Source organism: Sulfitobacter sp. 1A13368 (assembly GCF_043557275.1).
GTDB lineage: Bacteria > Pseudomonadota > Alphaproteobacteria > Rhodobacterales > Rhodobacteraceae > Sulfitobacter > Sulfitobacter faviae.
Genome location: NZ_JBIFFR010000006.1, coordinates 230,449 through 249,492 on the forward strand (window position 1 = coordinate 230,449; position 19,044 = coordinate 249,492).

Consider the following 19,044-nt stretch of genomic DNA (forward strand, 5'->3'; position numbering starts at 1 on the left):
AAGCACCCCGCATGACCCCCTATTTCTTTGGCTACGGCAGCCTCGTGAACCGCAACACCCATAGCTACCCCGATGCCCGCACGGCGCAGCTCGACGGTTGGCGCCGCCAATGGGTCCGCACCGAAGGCCGCGATATCGTCTATCTTTCCGTGGTGCAGCACCCCGCTACCCGCATCGACGGGCTGATCGCCGCCGTGCCGGGCGCGGATTGGGCCGCGCTGGACAAACGCGAATACAGCTACGAACGCCACGCCTCAGGCGGCGCGGTGGTGCATGACCTGACCCCCGCCCCCGACATCGCCCATTACGCGATCCCCGCCGACATCGCAGTGACCCACGGCGATCACGTCATCCTGCTCAGCTATCTCGATGTGGTGGTCCAAGGCTTCCTGCGCGAATTCGGCACCGATGGCGCCGCGCGCTTTTTCGATACGACCGACGGCTGGGACACGCCCATCCTCGACGACCGCGCAGCCCCCCTCTACCCGCGCCACCAAACGCTGACAGAAGCGGAAACCGCCGTGGTCGACCAGCACATGGATCGCCTGTCAGTGCAGATCAAAGAACGCGCCGAAACAACCTTCGCCGCAAGGAACTTCTAAGGGCGAAACACGCCCCCAAACCTCCTTCATCCTTTCTCAAATACCCTCGGGGGACCGGGGGCAGCGCCCCCGGGAAGTCGCCCCAAGCGCTCCCGCCTGCCAATCAGCCGCGCGCCTTCACCACCTGCAACAGCGGCATCACCTGCGCCATCTCCGGCCCATGCTCCTGCCCCGTCAGCGCCAGACGCAATGGCCGGAACAGCCCGCGTCCCTTGCGGCCCGTGGCTTCCTTGACCGCTGCGGTCCAGCTGGACCAAGTGCTCTCATCGAAAGGCATATCGGGCAGCAGCAGCATGGCCTGTGCCACGAATTCGCGGTCTTCCTCGGCAATCACCGGCTCCGCCCCGTCGCGGAACATGGCCCACCAGGGGCCGAGGTCTTTCAGGGTCGAGATATTCTCGCGTGTCACGGCCCAGAATTGCGCGGCCTTGTCTTCCGGCACACCAAGCGCTGTGATGTCGTCTTTCACGGCCTCCAGCGGCAATTGCTGCAAGTAGCGCCCCGTCAGCGGGAAGAGGTCGGCCACGTCGAATTTCGTCGGGGCCGAGCCGAAGCGGTTGATGTCGAAGCCGTCGATCAGCTCTGCCATATCCGTGCGCAGTTCCACCGGATCGGAGGACCCGAGCCGAGCCATCAGGCTCAGAAGCGCGAAGGGCTGCACCCCCTGCTCGCGCAGATCGCGCAGCGCCAATGTGCCCAAACGCTTGCTCAACGCCTCGCCCTGCGGGCCGGTCAGCAGCGAGTGATGCGCGAAGGAGGGCACCGCTGCATTGCCAAGCGCCTGCATGATCTGGATTTGCGTGGCGGTGTTGGTCACATGGTCCGAGCCGCGCACCACATGGGTCACGCCCATCTCGGTGTCGTCGACGACGCTCGCCAACGTATAAAGGATTTGCCCGTCGCCGCGAATGAGCACCGGGTCACTGACCGAAGCCGCGTCGATGGAGATATCGCCAAGAATGCCGTCATCCCATTCGATCCGCGCGTGATCCAACTTGAAGCGCCAGACCCCATCGCCGCGTTCGGCCCGCAGGGCGGCTTTCTCTTCGTCCGACAGGTTCAGCGCGGCGCGGTCATAGACCGGCGGCTTGCCCATGTTGAGTTGCTTCTTGCGCTTGAGGTCCAGCTCTGTCGGCGTCTCGAAAGCCTCGTAGAAACGGCCCTTTTCGCGCAGGTCATCGGCGGCGGCGTGGTAGCGATCCAGCCGCTCGGACTGACGCTCGACCCGGTCCCACTCCAGCCCCAGCCATTCGAGGTCTTGCTTGATGCCGTCGACGTATTCTTCCTTGCTGCGTTCGGGATCGGTATCATCGATGCGCAGGATGAAGGTGCCGCCCGCCTTGCGCGCGATAAGGTAGTTCATCAGCGCGGTGCGCAGGTTGCCCACATGGATATAGCCAGTGGGGGACGGGGCGAAACGGGTGATTGTGGGGTTGGACATCTGGCGTACTCCTGTTGCGCGCGGGCTTGCCACAGGGCGCGGGCGTTGTCCAGCAAAGGCGGGGTTAGCCGCCGTCTGCTGCGGTGCCGGTCTGAGCGGGCGTAGCCTCTGAAGTGTCCGCCTCGGTGCGATCCTCAGACGGCTCCTCTTCGGCGGCCTTTGCCTCACCGTCAGTCGCAACCGGCGCCGCCTCCGCGGGCTCCGCATCCGAGGTTTCGGCCCCGGCAGCCCCATCACTCAGCACGCCATTCTCCCATTCGCCCGTGGCTTCCTCGCCGCTGGCATAGCGCATGGTGCCGCTGCCCTGCCGCTTGCCCGCTTTGAAGGTGCCCTCATAGACATCGCCATTGGCATAGGTCGCAACACCCTGCCCTTCGATCTCACCCTCGGTCCACTCGCCCTCATAGACGAAACCGCTGGCCATGGTGATCTTGCCCTGACCGTGGCGCTGGCCGTTCCTAAAGGCCCCCTCGTAAACGGTGCCATCGGGATAGGTCGCTTTGCCCTGCCCATGCCGCTGGCCGTCCTGCCAGCCGCCCTCATAGCGGTAGCCATCGGCATAGGTCATCACGCCTTGGCCGTGGTTGCGGGCGTCCTTGAACGCGCCTTCATAGACCACGCCGTTGGTATAGGTGGCGATCCCCTCGCCCTCGATCACCCCGGCGATCCATTCGCCCTCATAGGTCGAGCCATCGGGATAGGTGATTTTGCCCGTGCCATCGGCCAGATCATTGCGGAAGGTGCCGACATAGACCGACCCGTCGGGATAGGTCACCTGCCCCTCGCCTTCTATCTGCCCGGCCACCCAAGAGCCGGTGTAGACATAGCCATCGGTGCCGGTGAAGGTGCCCTGCCCGTCGCGGCGGTCATCCTTGAAATCGCCCTCATAGGTGTCACCGTTTTTATAAGTGACCTTGCCTTTGCCCTCACGGCGGCCCGCGACCAGCGTGCCTTCGTAGACGTCGCCATTGGGTTGGGTCAGCGTACCGGTGCCATCGATCTGGCCGTCTTTCCACTTGCCCACATAGACCAGCCCGTCGGGCATGGTCAGCGTGCCTTCGCCGCTGCGTTTGCCGGCCTCGATCTCACCTTCATAGACCGCGCCATCGGGATAGGTGATCGTGCCAACGCCCTGTTTGACGCCATCGACCCAATCGCCCTTGTATTCATAGCCACCGGGGCTTTGCATCACGCCCTTGCCGTGGTGTTTGGCGTTGCGGAACTCGCCCTCATAGCGCACGCCATTGGCGTAGATTGCCACGCCCTGCCCCATGATCGCGCCCGCTTCCCATTCGCCCTCATAGGTGCCGCCATCGGCAAAGGTGATCTTGCCCAGGCCGTCAGGCTTGCCCTTGGCGAAATTGCCCTCATAGACCGATCCGTTAGGGAAGCGTGCAACGCCCTCGCCCTTGATCTCCCCCTCGACCCATTCGCCGGAGTATTCATAGCCATTGGGCAGCTTATAGGTGCCGGTGCCATGCTGAAGACCGCCTTGAAAGGTGCCCTCATAGATGCCGCCGTCGTCATATTCCTTGGTCAGCACCTGCCCGTCCTGCGCCGCAAGCGGCGTGGCCAGAAGGGCGATCAGACAGAGGGGCAGGCTGCGGTGCAACATGGGCGGAAATTCCCGATCTCGTTAAGTGGCATTCGGCCCGAGGTTACGGGTGATAGAGGGCAGAGGCAACGTGTTTGCAAGAGGGGCACGCCGGTTTGGGCGGATCCCGCGCACCCGGTGCTGCGGGTCAGCTCTGCGCACGGGGGTTTCGCCCCCGGTCCGATCTGCTAGACCCACCCGATGCCAGCCAGCCCGGAGCCTTGCCATGTCAGACCGTTTCCGCCTCACCCTCGGGCAGTTGAACCCCACCGCCGGTGATCTGACCGGAAACGCGGCATTGGCCCGCGACGCATGGCAGGCCGGGCGCAACGCAGGCGCGCAGATGGTCGCCCTGCCCGAACTCTTCCTGACCGGGCATGACGCGCAAGGACTGTCGCAAAATCCTTCCTTTCAGCGCGATGTCTTGACGCAGCTTGAAGCGCTGGCCGCGCATTGCGCCGATGGCCCCGCCTTGGCACTTGGCGCGCCTTGGATTGAGGCCGGCAAGCTACACAACGCTTACCTTATTCTGCAAGGCGGAAAGATCGCGCAAAGGGTGCTGCAACACGCACCCCGACCGCGCACGCCCTTCGATCCCGCGCCGATCAGCGGCCCCTATGCGGTGGCGGGGCTGCGCATCGGCTCTCCCATCGGCGCGGATGGTGAGACGGGCGACGTGGCCGAAACGCAGGCCGAGACGGGGGCCGAACTGCTGCTGATCCCCAATGCCGCGCCCCATCTGCGCGGCGCGATGGAGCGGCGCCTCAACCACATGGTCGCGCGGGTGATCGAAACGGAATTGCCGGTGATCCACCTCAACATGACCGGCGGCGAGGGTGAGACAGTATTCGATGGCGCCACATTCGCGCTGAATCCCGGCGGCAAGCTGGCATTGCAGATGCCTGCCTTCGACACAGCGCTTGCCCATGTCGATCTGGAGCGCGGGCCGGAAGGCTGGCGGATCGTTGAAAGCGCCTTCGCGCCGCAGCCGGAGGCGCTGGAACGGGACTACCGCGCCTTGGTCGTGGGGCTGCGGGACTATGTTGCGAAAACCGGCGCTTCCAAGGTGCTGATCGAACAGGCCGAGGGGAACGACACCACGCTCGCGGCGGCGATTGCGCGGGATGCCTTGGGGGCCGAGAATGTCCGCCAGATTGACGTGCCGCTGTCGGACAATCTGCACGCCGCGCTGCGGGATGAACTGGCCGCGCTCGGGGCAGAGGTCAGCGCCGAGATGCTCGCCCCTCCCCTGCGTAGCTTGATGCTACGCGCCTTGGCCGATGACGCGGGGGAGATGCTGCTCACCGCACAGAACAAATCCGCTGCCGCCATGGGGATTGCGGCCCTGATGGGGGATTTCAACCCGGTCAAAGACCTTTACCAAACCGAGGTGCCGGCGCTCTGTGACTGGCGCAGCAATACGGTGCGGGCATGGATGCAGGGACCGGCGCCCAGCCCGACCCGCGACACGGAAGAGGCCCGCGCAGAGGACGCGATCCTGCGCATCCTGCTGGAGGGCGGCGGCAACGTGGATGACTGCGTGGCGGCGGGCCATGCGCCGCAGAGCGCGCAGAGGCTTGCAGGGCGCATCGCGGCGGCGAAGGCGCGCAACGGGCCAGCCGTTCCCGGCCCGCGTTTGAAAGCAGAGACGGCCTAGACCGTCTCGCCCGCGTCCAACCGCTGCAACCATTTATCCGCATCGCGCAGAACCGCCTCGCGCCGGTCGTCGTCCATACGGTCCCAAGTGGCATAGATGTTCTTCATCCGCATATTGCCCTGAAACCGCTCGCGGTGACGGTCAAGGAAATGCCAGTAGAGCAGATTGAAGGGGCAGGCCTTCGGCCCCGCCTTGGTGCTGACGCTATAGCTGCACCCTTTGCAGTAATCCGACATGCGGTTGATATAGGCCCCGGAGGAGACATAGGGCTTTGAGGCGATCACCCCGCCATCGGCGAATTGGCTCATGCCCACCGTGTTGGGCGCTTCGACCCATTCATAGGCGTCGGCGTAGACCTCTAGATACCACTCATGCACCTGATGCGGGTCGATCCCGGCCAGCAGGGCGAAATTGCCTGTCACCATCAGCCGTTGGATATGGTGGGCATAGGCGTGTTTCCGGGTCTGCCCGATGGCCTGACGCAGGCAATTCATCTGGGTATCGGCGCCCCAGTAAAAGGCAGGCAAGTCCCGGTCGTGGCGCAGCACGTTGCGCTCCACATAGTCCGGCCCTTCGAGGAAATAGATGCCGCGCACATATTCCCGCCAACCGAGAATCTGGCGGATGAACCCTTCGGCGGCGTTGATCGGCACCTCTCCCGCCTGCCAGGCTTCCTCGGCGGCGCGGCAGACCTCCAACGGGTCCAGCAGCCCGAGGTTCAGATAAGGTGAGATCAGCGCATGAAAGAGATAGGGCTGCCCCTCTAGCATCGCGTCCTGATAGTCGCCGAAACGCGGCAGGGCGTGGGCGATGAAATGCGCCAGCACCTGCAAGGCTTCCGCGCGCGTCGTGGCAAAGTCAAAGGGGTGCAGATCGCCGAAGTTGTCGCCATAGCGCGCCGCCACCAGCCCCAGCACCACCTCTACCTCGGCATCGGGGGCGAAGGTGAGCGGGTCGGGGATATCCAGCCCTTCCTTCGGAGGTTTGCGGTTGTCGTGGTCGAAATTCCACTTGCCGCCTGCGGGGTCGTCGCCCTCCATCAACAACCCCGTCTCGCGGCGCATCTCGCGGTAGAAGTATTCCATCCGCAGCGCCTTGCGCCCCTCGGCCCAATCCTCGAACCGCTTGCGGCTAGCGAGGAAACGGTCGTCCGGCAAAAGGCGTGTGGGGATCGGCGCATCGTTCAGCGTGTTGATCAGCCGCCACTCCCCCGGCTCGGTCGCGATCACCTCGCCCGCGCCCGTTTCTTCGGCCCAGCGGAGCAACTCGCCCACGATGGAGCCCGCGTTATCGGGATCGTCCAAGGGGGTGTAGCGCAGCGTCCAGCCATCCTTTTCCAACGCACGCGCGAATTTGCGCATCGCGGCAAAGACCAGCGCGATTTTCTTAGGGTGGTGGCGGACATATTCCGCCTCTTGCGCCACTTCGGCCATGACCACCACATCGCGCGCCTTGTCGGCCTCGCTCAGTGACGGCAGGTTTAGCGAGAGTTGGTCGCCCAAGACCAAGATCAGACGGCTCACCACGGCACCGCCTTTCCGGCCCAGTCGAAGAACCCGCCGCTCTCCTCCGGGGTCAGCCCGTCGATTACCCGCAACAGATTGCCCGCCGCCTCACTTGGTGGGACGGCGGGATGGCGGCCAAGGTATTTCTCGGTGAATGGTGTCTCCACAGTGCCGGGATGCAGCGCCACGCAGATGCTTTGCGGATGGGAGCGCGTCAGCTCGATCGCGGCGGTATGCACGATCTGGTTCACCGCCGCCTTGGCGCTGCGGTAGCTGATCCACCCGCCCAGACGGTTGTCCCCGATGGAGCCGACCCGCGCCGAAAGCACGGCGAAAACCGCGCGCCTGTCACAGGGCAAAAGCCGGGCCGCGTGGCGCAACACCAGCGCCGGGCCGACCGCGTTCAGCGCGAACTGATCCAGCATCGCCTTTTGCGTAACGGCGCGCAGCGATTTTTCCGGCGCTGCCCCGTCGATCTCCAAAGCGCCGGTGGCGACGATCACCGCATCGAAAGGGCCACTCAGCCCCTCCAGCGCGGCATTGACCGATGCCTCATCCGTCAGGTCCAGCCCATCGCCCGTGCGGGACAGGGCCGTCACCGTATCGCCGCGCGCACGCAACGCCGCACTTAGCGCCGCGCCGATCCCGCCGCTGGCCCCAATTACCAGCACCCGTGCGCTCATGACGCCGCCCATGGTATCGCTTGTCGCTGCATCCTGATCTCCCTTGCTTATAGGCAGATAGGCGGCGCTGACGCAGGGGCAAACAAAAGCCGCAACACCCCCTTTTCATTTGAAAAGACGGGCGTATAACTACTCCCATGACACAGGCCGTCCATATCCCGACCCTGCCGCGCAACTGCGCGGGCCTGCTGCGCGCCAACTTGCTGCACCTAATCCGCCTCTGAGCGTGCCCTTCGGCGCGCCCGCTCAGAGGGATGTGTTGCGCGCCAAGGATACCAGCAAAGAAAGAACCCAGGATGACAGATATGACGAAACAGGACCGTGTGCTGATTTTTGACACCACCTTGCGGGATGGCGAACAATCCCCCGGGGCGACGATGACCCATGCCGAGAAGCTTGAGATCGCGTCGCTCCTGGACGAGATGGGCGTCGACATCATCGAGGCCGGCTTTCCCATCGCCTCAGAGGGCGACTTCAAAGCGGTGTCCGAGATCGCGCGGCAGAGCCAGAATTCCGTGATCTGCGGCCTTGCCCGGGCGCAACTGGGCGATATCGACCGTTGCTGGGAAGCGGTGAAACACGCAGCCCGGCCGCGCATTCACACGTTCATCGGCACCTCGCCCCTGCACCGCGCCATTCCGAACCTCACCCAAGACGAGATGGCCGACCGCATCCATGAGACGGTGAGCCATGCCCGCAACCTTTGCGACAACGTGCAATGGTCGCCGATGGACGCCACGCGGACCGAGCTTGATTATCTCTACCGCGTCGTGGAAATCGCCATCAAGGCCGGTGCCACCACCATCAACATCCCCGACACCGTGGGCTACACCGCCCCGCGTGAAAGCGCCGATCTGATCGCGAAGCTGTTGGAGAACGTGCCCGGCGCGGATGAGATCGTCTTTGCCACCCATTGTCACAACGACCTCGGCATGGCGACGGCCAACAGCCTCGCCGCCGTGGAGGCCGGGGCGCGGCAGATCGAATGCACCATCAACGGCTTGGGCGAACGCGCGGGTAATACGGCGCTCGAAGAGGTCGTCATGGCACTCAAGGTGCGCAACGACATCATGCCCTACGAGACCCGCATCGACAGCCGCAAGATCATGAACATCTCGCGCCGTGTCGCTGCTGTCTCGGGCTTTGCCGTGCAGTTCAACAAGGCCATCGTCGGCAAGAACGCCTTTGCACATGAGAGCGGCATCCACCAAGACGGCATGCTGAAGAACGCCGAGACCTTTGAGATCATGCGCCCAGAGGACGTGGGCCTGACCGAGACCAACATCGTCATGGGCAAGCATTCGGGCCGCGCCGCGCTGCGCTCCAAGCTCGAAGACCTCGGGTTTGAACTGGGTGACAACCAGCTCAAGGATGTCTTCGTGCGGTTCAAGGAATTGGCCGACCGCAAAAAGGAAATCTATGAGGATGACCTCATCGCGCTGATGCGCACCGCGACCGACCCGGAGGAAGACCGCATTCGCCTGAAATCGCTCAAGGTCGTTTGCGGCACCGATGGCCCGCAGACCGCCGACATGGTGCTTGAGATCGACGGCGCAGAGCAGACCACGAACCAGACCGGCGACGGCCCCGTCGATGCGGCGTTCAACTGCATCAAGGCGCTGGTGCCGCATTCCGCGCGTTTGCAGCTTTATCAGGTGCATGCGGTGACCGAGGGCACCGACGCGCAGGCGACGGTTTCCGTGCGGATGGAGGAAGAGGGCCGCATCGTGACCGGCCAGTCGGCGGATACCGATACCGTGGTGGCGAGCGTGCGGGCCTATATCCACGCGCTCAACCGCCTGTTGGTGCGGCGCGAGAAGGGCGGCACGGACAAGCGCGAGATTAATTATAAAGATGTGAGTTGATCGGAGGGCGGGGGTAACCCCGCCCTTCTTCTTTGCGGAGAGGGCTATCGCCTGCCCGCGGGTCGGCGATCCAACGCGACGTTAGACCCACTTTATGGCTCAACCATGATGTGCGCTGGCAAGGTCGCACCCAGCCTCACCAAATCGCCTACCCGGTCGCACCAAAGGTGCGCCAGTGTATATCGGCACGCCTTTGGCGTGACGGGCGGGCAGGCGATGGCCCGGCGCCTGCGGCTTGATTCCGGGCCCGGTGGCAACTTCAATACGGATTCTTCGCCCCACGATCGTCACTCAGCGACGCCTGCCCCCGCTCTACGATCTTCACCACTGCATCCGCGAGATGCTGGCGCTGGATATGATCATCCCCCGCCGCCACGCGCAGCTTGTGGGCCTCCAGCATCACCTCGGCATGGCTCGACCCGCGCGGTGGGATGAAAGTGTAGCAAGCCAGTTCGATCAACAGCCCCAGCGGATCCTTGAAATAGATCGAATGCATGAAGCCGCGGTCCTTCACGCCGGAATGCCCGATGCCCCGCGCCTCCAACCGCGCGGGCACCTGATCGAACATCGCGCGGTCCACCTCGAAGGCCAGATGATGCACGCAGCCCGGGTCCATCGGCGTGCGGTTGTGCACCCGCTTGCGGTTCTCATTGGTAAAGATCGTAATCAGCCGACCATCGCCGGGATCGAAATACAAATGCCCCTCGTCCGGGTCATCCAGATTGGGCTGGTCAAAGATGAAAGGCATCCCCAACACACCCTCCCAAAAGTCGATGGAGCTTTGTCGGTCCGCCCCGGTGAGGGTGATGTGATGCACCCCAAGTGTCTGTATCTTCTGCATGGTATCGCCTTCCTCCGCCTGTGCTGCGCCCTAAATATTCCGCTCTATGATAGCGCGGCGGCAATATCGCGCCACCTTTGCGGTCTTGCCCCTTTCACCCTGACCCCGTGCGCCCTATAAGAGCCAATAGCCCGCGCGTGGACCCATGCAGGCGGGCCTGTCCGAATAGTTGCAAGGCTCCGCTACTCTATGTCCATCCTCGATCAATTCCGCGGCCTGTTCTCCTCTGATATGGCGATCGACCTCGGCACCGCGAACACGCTGGTTTACGTCAAGGGCAAGGGCATCGTGCTGAGCGAACCTTCGGTTGTGGCTTATCACGTCAAGGACGGCGTCAAGAAAGTGCTCGCCGTGGGTGAGGATGCGAAACTCATGCTGGGCCGCACCCCGGGCAGCATCGAGGCGATCCGCCCGATGCGCGAAGGTGTCATCGCGGATTTCGACACCGCCGAGGAGATGATCAAGCACTTCATCCGCAAGGTGCACAAGCGCTCGACCTTCTCAAAGCCCAAGATCATCGTCTGCGTGCCGCATGGGGCCACCCCGGTTGAGAAACGCGCGATCCGCCAGTCGGTGCTGTCGGCAGGCGCGCGTCGCGCAGGCCTGATTGCGGAGCCTATCGCCGCGGCCATCGGCGCGGGCATGCCGATCACCGACCCCACCGGCAATATGGTCGTCGACATCGGCGGCGGCACGACAGAAGTGGCGGTGCTCTCGCTGGGCGACATCGTTTATGCCCGCTCGGTCCGTGTCGGCGGTGACCGAATGGACGAAGGCATCATCAGCTACCTGCGCCGCCAGCAGAACCTGTTGATCGGGGAGACGACGGCCGAACGGGTGAAGACCTCCATCGGCACGGCGCGGATGCCCGACGACGGGCGCGGCACTTCGATGCAGATCCGTGGTCGTGACCTGTTGAACGGGGTGCCGAAGGAGATCGAGGTCACACAGGCCCAGATCGCCGAGGCGCTGGCCGAACCGGTGCAGCAGATCTGCGAGGCGGTGATGACCGCGCTGGAGACCACCCCGCCCGACCTTGCCGCCGACATCGTTGACCGTGGCGTCATGCTCACGGGCGGCGGCGCGCTCTTGGGTGATCTTGATCTGGCGCTGCGCGAACAAACGGGCCTTGCGATCTCGGTCGCGGATGAGCCGCTCAACTGCGTGGCCCTCGGCACCGGCAAGGCGCTGGAATACGAGAAACAGCTGCGCCACGCGATCGACTACGACAGTTAACACTGGCAAGTTAGCCAGACCCGGCACGCGGCGACACCGCCCCGCCTGACCGGGTGGGAGTTTCGGCACAGATGGCCAAGGACCGTTCCAGTTCCAGCGATTTCACCGGCCCGCTGCGGCGGTTGCTGCTGGTCGTGCTGGTGTTGGCGCTGACCGGCATCTTCCTGCTTTGGCGTATTGACAGCCCCCGCGTTGAACGCTTTCGCGCGCAGGTGACGGATCGTTTCGTGCCCAATCTCGACTGGGCTATGGCCCCGGTCACCGGCACCATCAACCTGCTGCGCGACTTCCAAAGCTACCAGCGCCTGAGCGAACAGAACCGCGAGCTGCGCTCGGAACTGCGGCAGATGCAGGCGTGGAAAGAGGCCGCGCTGCAACTTGAGCAAGAGAACGCCCGGCTGCTGGACCTCAACAACGTGCGGCTCGACCCGCGGCTGACCTTCATCACCGGCACGGTGCTGGCCGACAGCGGCTCACCCTATCGCCAGTCGGTGCTGCTCAACGTCGGCGCGCGCGACGGGCTGGTCGAAGGCTGGGCCACGATGGACGGCATCGGCCTTGTGGGCCGCATCGCAGGCGTGGGCAAGAACACCGCGCGGGTGATCCTGCTGACCGATGCCTCAAGCCGCATCCCGGCGACGATCCAGCCTTCGGGCCAACGTGCCATCGTGGCGGGCGACAACAGCGCCGCGCCGCCCTTGGACTTCATCGAGAACCGCGAGCTGGTCCGCCCCGGTGACCGGGTGATCAGCTCGGGCGATGGCGGCGTGTTCCCCGCGGGCATCCTGATCGGTCAGGTCGCCGCCGATCCGGGCGGGCGGCTGCGCGTCCGGCTGGCGGCGGATTACGAGCGGTTGGAGTTCCTGCGCGTCCTGCGCCATCACGGCAATGAAACCGTGCCGGACACCGCCCATGTCATCACCTCCGACGGCCCCTTGGCCGATCCGGCAGCGCCGGTCGGGGTGCAGCCATGACCGATCTGTCGCGCAGCCGCCTTTGGGTCATGCGCCTGAGCTTTGTCGCGCTGGCGCTGGTGATCCTGTTCTTCCACCTCCTTCCGCTTGAGACGACCCCGCGGGCTTGGGCCGGGCCGGACCTGCTGCTGGGCTTTGCATGCGCTTGGGGGCTTCGACGGCCCGAATACGTGCCCTCGCTTTTTCTAGCGCTGGTCTTTCTGCTGGCGGACCTGTTGCTGCAACGCCCGCCCGGCCTTTGGGCGGTGCTGGCCCTGATCGGGGTCGAGAACCTCAAATCGCGGGGGCGGCACCTGCGGGATGCGAGCTTTGCCGCCGAATGGCTGACCGTGGCGGTGATCTTGACCATGGTGATCTTTGCCAACCGGATTTTGCTGAGCCTTGCGCTGGTGCCGACGCCTTCGCTGACGCTGAACCTCACGGAATTGGCACTGACGACGCTCGCTTATCCGCTGATCGTGGCGGTGACCCATGGTATCATGGGCGTGCGCAAGACCGCGCCGGGCGATCTGGATGCGCTTGGCAAACGGGTTTGATCGGGGAGCGATGAGATGAGACGGAGCCGCGCCGACAATGATGCAACCCACACGCGCCTGACGCGCCGCGCCGCCCTTTTGGGCGGGGCGCAGCTGCTGTTCATGGGCGGGCTGGCCGCGCGCATGCGCTATCTACAGGTCGATCAGGCCGATCAGTTCCGCCTGCTGGCCGAAGAGAACCGCATCAACATCCGCCTGATCCCCCCCGCCCGGGGTGAGATTTTCGACCGCAACGGCATACAGCTTGCCGATAACGTGCCCTCCTACCGGATCGTCATGGTCCGCGAGGATGCGGGCGACGTGGAAGCCGTGATGGAGCGGCTCGCCCAAGTCATCGAGATCGACGAGGAGACCCGCGAACGCGCCATGACCGAAATGTCGCGCTCTGCCCCCTTCCTGCCCGTCACCATCGTCGATGACGTCAGCTGGGAAGTCGTGAGCAAGGTCAGCGTCAACGCCCCCGCCCTGCCCGGCGTCACGCCCGAAGTGGGCCTGACCCGCGTCTACCCGCGCGGCGCGGATTTCGCCCATGTGGTGGGCCGCGTGGGCCGGGTGAGCCAAGCCGACCTGGACGCGCTGGAGAACCCCGATCAGGTGCTGCGCATCCCGCGTTTTCAAATCGGCAAGATCAACGTCGAAGCCCGCGCCGAGAACCTGCTGCGCGGTGCGGCGGGCACCAAACATGTGGAGGTCAACGCCACGGGCCGCGTGATGCGCGAGCTGGAGCGGCGCGAGGGGCAGGCCGGGGCCGATCTGCAACTGACCGTGGACGCCAATCTGCAACGCTATGTGCAGGCCCGTCTGGGCGAGGAAAGCGCAGCCGTGGTCATCATCGACTGCGAGAATGGCGATCTGGCCGCGCTTGCATCCTCGCCCAGCTACGACCCGAACCTCTTTATCGGCGGCATCTCTTCGGCGGATTACAACCCGCTGCTCAATTCCAAATACCGCCCCTTGGTGAACAAACCCATACAGGGCACCTACCCGCCCGGCTCGACCTTCAAAATGATCGTGGCACTTGCCGCCATCGAAGAGGGCATCGTCACCCCCGATGAGACGGTCTATTGCCCCGGTCATCTGGAGGTCGCGGGGCGGCGGTTCCACTGCTGGAAACGCGCGGGCCACGGCTGGGTCGATCTGCAACATTCGCTGAAACAATCCTGCGATGTCTATTACTACGATCTGGCGGTAAAAGTCGGGATCGAAAAGATCACCGCCATGGCGAACCGCTTTGGCCTTGGGATCAAACATGATCTGGCGCTGTCCTCGGTCGCGGGCGGGCTGGCGCCCACGAAACAGTGGAAACGTTCGGCCCGGGGTGAGGATTGGGTCGTGGGCGACACGGTCAACGCCTCTATTGGGCAAGGTTTCACCCTCTCCTCCCCGCTGCAATTGGCGGTGATGAGCGCGCGGATCGCTACGGGCCGCGCGGTGACGCCGCGGCTGATCAAATCCATCGACGGGGTGGAGCAACCCAGCGGCGCGGGCGAACCGATGGGGCTGAACGAGAACAACCTGCGCCAATTGCGCAAGGCGATGTACGATGTGGTGAACGACCGCCGCGGCACGGGCTATCGCAGCCGGATCATCGATGACACGATGCGCATGGCGGGCAAGACCGGCACCAGTCAGGTGCGCAACATCACCGCCGCCGAACGCGCCCGCGGCGTGACCAGCAACGCCGACCTGCCGTGGGAACGCCGCGACCACGCGCTCTTTGTCTGCTTTGCGCCCTATGACAAACCGAAATACGCAGCCTGCGTATTGGTGGAGCACGGCGGCGGCGGCTCGACAGCCGCAGCCCCGATTGCGCGCGACGTGATGTTGCAGGCCATGGCGGGCGGCGAGCCGCCGCTTGAAGCCTACCCCAAGTCCGACCGGGGCCGCATCGCCACCCAGCAAGAGGAACTGCGCAACACCACGCCCGAGACCACCGCCAATCTGGAGGGGGAGGATCAGGCATGAGCTATCTTGAGCATACGGTCAAATCCGTCCCCACAGGGCTGCGCAAAATCCTCTTTATGAACTGGCCGCTGGCGATCCTGCTGACCAGTGTCGCGGGCGTCGGTTTTCTGATGCTCTATTCGGTTGCGGGCGGGTCATTCTCCCCTTGGGCCGAACCGCAGATGAAACGTTTCGCCATGGGCATGGCGATCATGTTCACCGTGGCGATGGTGCCGATCTGGCTTTGGCGCAACCTGTCGGGCGTGGCCTATGGGGCGACCTTGGTGCTGCTGGTCGCGGTCGAACTCTTCGGCTCTGTCGGCATGGGCGCGCAGCGGTGGATCGACATCGGCTTCATGCGGCTGCAACCGTCGGAACTGATGAAGATCACGCTGGTCCTGTTTCTGGCCGCCTATTACGACTGGCTGCCGGTCAAGAAGGTCTCGCGCCCCTTCTGGGTGCTGGTGCCCATTCTGATCATCGTGATCCCCACCGCGCTGGTGCTGAAACAGCCCGACCTTGGCACCTCGATCCTGCTCTTGACCGCCGGGGGCGGGCTGATGTTCCTTGCGGGCGTGCACTGGGCCTATTTCGCCGCCGTCATCACCGCCGCCATCGGGCTGGTCACCGCCGTCTTCCAGTCGCGCGGAACACCGTGGCAATTGCTGAAAGACTACCAATACCGCCGCATCGACACCTTTCTCGACCCCAGCCAAGACCCGCTTGGCGCGGGCTACCACATCACCCAATCCAAGATCGCGCTTGGTTCGGGCGGCTGGTCGGGGCGCGGCTATATGCAAGGCACCCAATCGCGGCTGAACTTCCTGCCCGAGAAACACACCGACTTCATCTTCACCACATTGGCCGAAGAGTTCGGTTTTGTCGGCGGCGTCTCCCTTCTGGGGCTTTACGCGCTGATCATCCTTTTCTGCGTGGCCTCGGCGGTGAAGAACAAGGACCGGTTCTCAAGCCTGCTGACCCTTGGCATCGCGCTTAACTTCTTTCTCTTTTTCGCCGTTAACATGTCGATGGTCATGGGGCTGGCCCCCGTGGTCGGCGTGCCCCTGCCGATGGTGAGCTATGGCGGCTCGGCCATGCTGGTGCTGCTGCTGGCCTTCGGCTTGGTGCAATCGGCGCATGTTCACAGACCGAGGTAATTCATGACGATCAACATTCTTTTCGCCGCTAAAGCCGAACGCTGGGACGGCTACGAACAGCCTTTGAACGAAGCGCTGCGCAAAGCACTGCCGGGGCAGGATTTCACGCTGGCCACCGACCTGCCGCCCGAAGAGGTCGACTATATCGTCTATGCCCCCAACAGCGATTTGCAGGATTTCACCCCCTATACCCGCGCCAAGGCGGTGCTGAACCTCTGGGCCGGGGTGGAGGCGATCACCGGCAACGAGACGCTCAAGATCCCGCTGGCGCGGATGGTCGATTTCGGCCTGACCCACGGCATGGTGGAATGGTGTACCGGCCACGTGCTGCGCCATCATCTGGGGATGGATACCGACATCCTGCGCAAGGATGCCAAATGGGCGCCGCGCACGCCGCCGCTGGCGCGCGAGCGCAGCGTGGCGGTGCTGGGCATCGGTGCGCTCGGACAGGCTGTGGCCGAGGCGCTGGTGGGTCTGGGCTTTGACGTGACCGGCTGGTCGCGCAGCGAAAAGCAGATCGACGGCGTGCGTTGCTTGCATGGCGACGAAGGTCTGACGGAAGCGCTCAAACGCGCCGAGATCGCCGTGCTCCTGATGCCCGACACACCCGCCACGCAGAACGTTCTGAATGCCGAGACGCTCGCGCAAATGCCCGAGGGTGCCTTCATCATCAACCCCGGTCGCGGGCCGCTGATCGACGACGATGCGCTCTTGGCAGCTCTCGATAGCGGGCAGATCGCCCATGCAACGCTCGATGTCTTCCGGGTAGAGCCGCTGCCCGAAGATCACCCCTATTGGGGGCATCCGAATGTTACCGTAACCCCGCATATCGCGGCGGCCACGCGCAACGACACGGCCTCGGAAGTCATCGCCGAGAACATCCGTCGCAGCGAGGCCGGTGAGCCTCTGCTTCATCTGGTGGACCGCGACCGGGGGTATTGACCCCGGACGCGGCCAATCTCAGGCGGCCAGCCCGCGCCCCTTGAGCAGCGCCTCAACCCCCGGCAGACGCCCCCGGAAGGCGGTGTAAAGCTCCGCCGGATCACGGCTACCGCCGGTCGAGAGGATGTGTTCCTCCAACGCCTTGGCGCGTTCGGCGTCGAAAGCCCCGCCCGCTTCCTCGAAGGCGGCGAAGGCGTCGGCGTCCATCACCTCGGACCACATGTAGCTGTAATAGGCGCTGGAATAGCCATCGCCCGAAAACACATGCGCGAACTGCGGGGTGGCGTGGCGCATGCGGATCGCCTGCGGCATGCCGATGCTGCGGAGCACCTCGGCCTGTTTCGCCATCGGATCGGTGGGCGGCGCGCCGTCGTGGAACTCCAGATCGACAAGGGCGGAGGCGATATATTCCACCGTTTGAAAGCCCATGTCGAAGGTCGCGGCGGCCATCACCTTGTCGAGCATCTCGCGCGGCATCGCCTCGCCCGTGCGGGCATGGGTGGCGAATTTCTGCAGCACCTCTGGCTGGTCCAACCAGTGCTCAAAAAGCTGGCTCGGCAACTCCACGAAGTCGCGCGCCACCGAGGTGCCGCTGACGCTTTCATAGGTCACGTCCGAGAGCATCTGGTGCAGCGCATGGCCGAACTCGTGAAACAACGTGCGGGCGTCGTCGTAGGACAGTAGCGCCGGATCGCCCTTGGCGAAATTGCAGACGTTGATCACCACGGGCGCCTGTTCGCGCGGGAATTTGGCTTGCGCCCGCATGGCCGAGCACCACGCGCCCGACCGCTTCGAGCCGCGGGCGAAATAGTCACCGATGAAGACCGCCACATGCTGGCCGTTCCGCGTCACTTCCCACGCCCGGCAATCGGGGTGGTAGAGCGGCACGTCGAGCGGCGCGAATTCCAGCCCGAACAACCGGTTGGCGCAGTCGAAAGCCGCGTCGATCATCCGGTCGAGCTGGATATAGGGTTTCAGCGCCGCCTCATCGAGGTCATGCTCCGCCGCGCGCCGCTTCTCGGCGTAGTAGCGCCAGTCCCAAGGTTCCAGCGCACCGTTCACGCCATCCTCGCGCATCAGCGCGGTCAGCACCTCGGCATCGGCGTCGGCCTGGGCCTTGGCCGGTTTCCAGACCGACATCAGCAAGTCGCGCACGGCGGCGGGCGTCTTGGCCATCTCGGTTTCGAGCTTGTAGGCGGCGAAATTGTCGTAACCGAGGAGTTCGGCACGCTCCTTGCGCAGGGCGAGCGTCTCGGCCGCGATCTCGCGGTTGTCTGTCTCTCCGCCGTTCGCGCCCCGCGCTTCCCATGCACGGAACGCCTTCTCGCGCAGGTCGCGGCGGTCGGAGAATTGCAGGAAGGGCACGATGAGCGAACGCGACAATGTGATCACCGGGCCGTCGGCGCCCTTCTCCTCCCCCGCCGCGCGGGCGGATTCCACGACGAAATCCGGCAGGCCGGTCAGATCGTCCTCGGACAGCGCCATGAACCAGTCGCGCTCGTCCGAAAGCAGGTTCTGGGTGAACTGCGTGCCCAGCACCGCCAGCCGCGCTTTTATCTCCTTCATGCGCTCGGCCTCCGACCCCGTCAGCGCAGCGCCTGAGCGGACGAAGCCGCGGTGCGTCAGCATCAGCACGCGGGCCTGTTCCTCGGTCAGGTCAAGCCTGTCGCGCGCCTCCCAAACGGCATTGATGCGGGCGAAGAGCTTCGTGTTGCCCGAGATCGCCGATTGATGCGCGGCGAGCTTGGGCGAGAAGTCGCGCTGCAACGCCTCGCGCGCCGGGTTGCTGTCTGCGCCCGCAACGGTGAAGAAGACGCTCAGAACCTTGTCCAGCGCCTCGCCAGAGGCTTCCAACGCCTCGATGGTATTAGCGAACGTGGGGGCCTCGGAATTGCCGGCAATGGCGTCGATCTCGGCCCGGTGGGCGGTGAGCGCCTCTTCGAGTGCCGGGGCGAAATCATCGTCGGAAATGCGGTCAAAGGGGGCGATGCCGAAGGGAGTCTCCCATTCGGTCAGAAGCGGGTTAGTCATGCAGGTCTCCTTTGCGCCCAAGATGGGGCGCGCCGG

General features: G+C 64.5%; 15 protein-coding genes. 9 read left to right on the forward strand and 6 right to left on the reverse strand.

What is annotated here, in order from left to right:
* Positions 1 to 11: 11 nt before the first annotated feature.
* Complete coding sequence (locus tag ACGYK4_RS13775) at positions 12 to 602, forward strand: gamma-glutamylcyclotransferase family protein (protein WP_271692340.1); 591 nt, start codon at positions 12 to 14, stop codon at positions 600 to 602.
* 103 nt (positions 603 to 705) lie between these two features.
* Here ACGYK4_RS13775 and gltX read toward each other — a convergent pair whose 3' ends face one another.
* Positions 706 to 2,043, reverse strand: coding sequence for a glutamate--tRNA ligase (gene gltX / locus ACGYK4_RS13780; protein WP_394457014.1), 1,338 nt, complete (start codon positions 2,041 to 2,043; stop codon positions 706 to 708).
* A gap of 64 nt (positions 2,044 to 2,107) precedes the next feature.
* Positions 2,108 to 3,658: an MORN repeat-containing protein gene (locus tag ACGYK4_RS13785; protein ID WP_394457015.1), complete on the reverse strand. Its 1,551-nt coding sequence runs from the start codon at positions 3,656 to 3,658 to the stop codon at positions 2,108 to 2,110.
* A 205-nt stretch (positions 3,659 to 3,863) separates the two neighbouring features.
* Between ACGYK4_RS13785 and ACGYK4_RS13790 the strand changes: the two genes are divergently transcribed.
* A complete protein-coding gene (locus tag ACGYK4_RS13790; RefSeq protein ID WP_394457017.1) occupies positions 3,864 to 5,294 on the forward strand; it encodes a nitrilase-related carbon-nitrogen hydrolase in 1,431 nt (476 codons plus the stop codon).
* Here the strand turns inward: ACGYK4_RS13790 and ACGYK4_RS13795 are convergent.
* On the reverse strand, positions 5,291 to 6,817 hold the full coding sequence (locus tag ACGYK4_RS13795; RefSeq protein WP_394457019.1) for a cryptochrome/photolyase family protein: 1,527 nt from the start codon (positions 6,815 to 6,817) through the stop codon (positions 5,291 to 5,293). The genes ACGYK4_RS13790 and ACGYK4_RS13795 overlap by 4 nt on opposite strands.
* Complete coding sequence (locus ACGYK4_RS13800) at positions 6,814 to 7,482, reverse strand: SDR family NAD(P)-dependent oxidoreductase (protein ID WP_394457021.1); 669 nt, start codon at positions 7,480 to 7,482, stop codon at positions 6,814 to 6,816. Before ACGYK4_RS13800 ends, ACGYK4_RS13795 begins: the two co-directional genes overlap by 4 nt.
* Positions 7,483 to 7,778: 296 nt before the next feature.
* On the opposite strand from ACGYK4_RS13800, the gene ACGYK4_RS13805 reads away from it, so the two are divergent.
* The gene (locus ACGYK4_RS13805) at positions 7,779 to 9,347 is read left to right on the forward strand and encodes a 2-isopropylmalate synthase (protein ID WP_394457023.1); all 1,569 of its coding nucleotides are present in this window, start codon (positions 7,779 to 7,781) and stop codon (positions 9,345 to 9,347) included.
* Positions 9,348 to 9,606: 259 nt separating this feature from the next.
* Here ACGYK4_RS13805 and ACGYK4_RS13810 read toward each other — a convergent pair whose 3' ends face one another.
* Positions 9,607 to 10,188 carry a VOC family protein gene (locus ACGYK4_RS13810; RefSeq protein WP_067265286.1) on the reverse strand — a complete coding sequence of 194 codons (582 nt, stop codon included), beginning with the start codon at positions 10,186 to 10,188 and terminating at the stop codon, positions 9,607 to 9,609.
* Between the two features lie 189 nt (positions 10,189 to 10,377).
* On the opposite strand from ACGYK4_RS13810, the gene ACGYK4_RS13815 reads away from it, so the two are divergent.
* The 6 genes from ACGYK4_RS13815 to ACGYK4_RS13840 all read left to right on the forward strand — a co-directional run bounded on the left by ACGYK4_RS13815 (position 10,378) and on the right by ACGYK4_RS13840 (position 16,977).
* Positions 10,378 to 11,424: a rod shape-determining protein gene (locus ACGYK4_RS13815; protein WP_040700660.1), complete on the forward strand. Its 1,047-nt coding sequence runs from the start codon at positions 10,378 to 10,380 to the stop codon at positions 11,422 to 11,424.
* Between the two features lie 71 nt (positions 11,425 to 11,495).
* Positions 11,496 to 12,398: a rod shape-determining protein MreC gene (gene mreC / locus ACGYK4_RS13820; protein WP_067265288.1), complete on the forward strand. Its 903-nt coding sequence runs from the start codon at positions 11,496 to 11,498 to the stop codon at positions 12,396 to 12,398.
* Entirely contained in the window at positions 12,395 to 12,934 is a 540-nt protein-coding gene (locus ACGYK4_RS13825) for a rod shape-determining protein MreD (RefSeq protein ID WP_067265291.1), read from the forward strand. The genes mreC and ACGYK4_RS13825 overlap by 4 nt, the downstream gene beginning before the upstream one ends.
* 15 nt (positions 12,935 to 12,949) lie before the next feature.
* Positions 12,950 to 14,899: a penicillin-binding protein 2 gene (gene mrdA / locus ACGYK4_RS13830; RefSeq protein WP_067265293.1), complete on the forward strand. Its 1,950-nt coding sequence runs from the start codon at positions 12,950 to 12,952 to the stop codon at positions 14,897 to 14,899.
* Entirely contained in the window at positions 14,896 to 16,035 is a 1,140-nt protein-coding gene (rodA, locus tag ACGYK4_RS13835) for a rod shape-determining protein RodA (RefSeq protein WP_067265296.1), read from the forward strand. The genes mrdA and rodA overlap by 4 nt, the downstream gene beginning before the upstream one ends.
* Positions 16,036 to 16,038: 3 nt before the next feature.
* Positions 16,039 to 16,977 (forward strand): 2-hydroxyacid dehydrogenase, encoded by a 939-nt coding sequence (locus ACGYK4_RS13840; protein WP_394457025.1) that lies wholly within the window; start codon positions 16,039 to 16,041, stop codon positions 16,975 to 16,977.
* A gap of 18 nt (positions 16,978 to 16,995) precedes the next feature.
* Here ACGYK4_RS13840 and ACGYK4_RS13845 read toward each other — a convergent pair whose 3' ends face one another.
* Positions 16,996 to 19,008 (reverse strand): M3 family metallopeptidase, encoded by a 2,013-nt coding sequence (locus ACGYK4_RS13845; RefSeq protein WP_394457027.1) that lies wholly within the window; start codon positions 19,006 to 19,008, stop codon positions 16,996 to 16,998.
* Positions 19,009 to 19,044 lie beyond the last annotated feature (36 nt).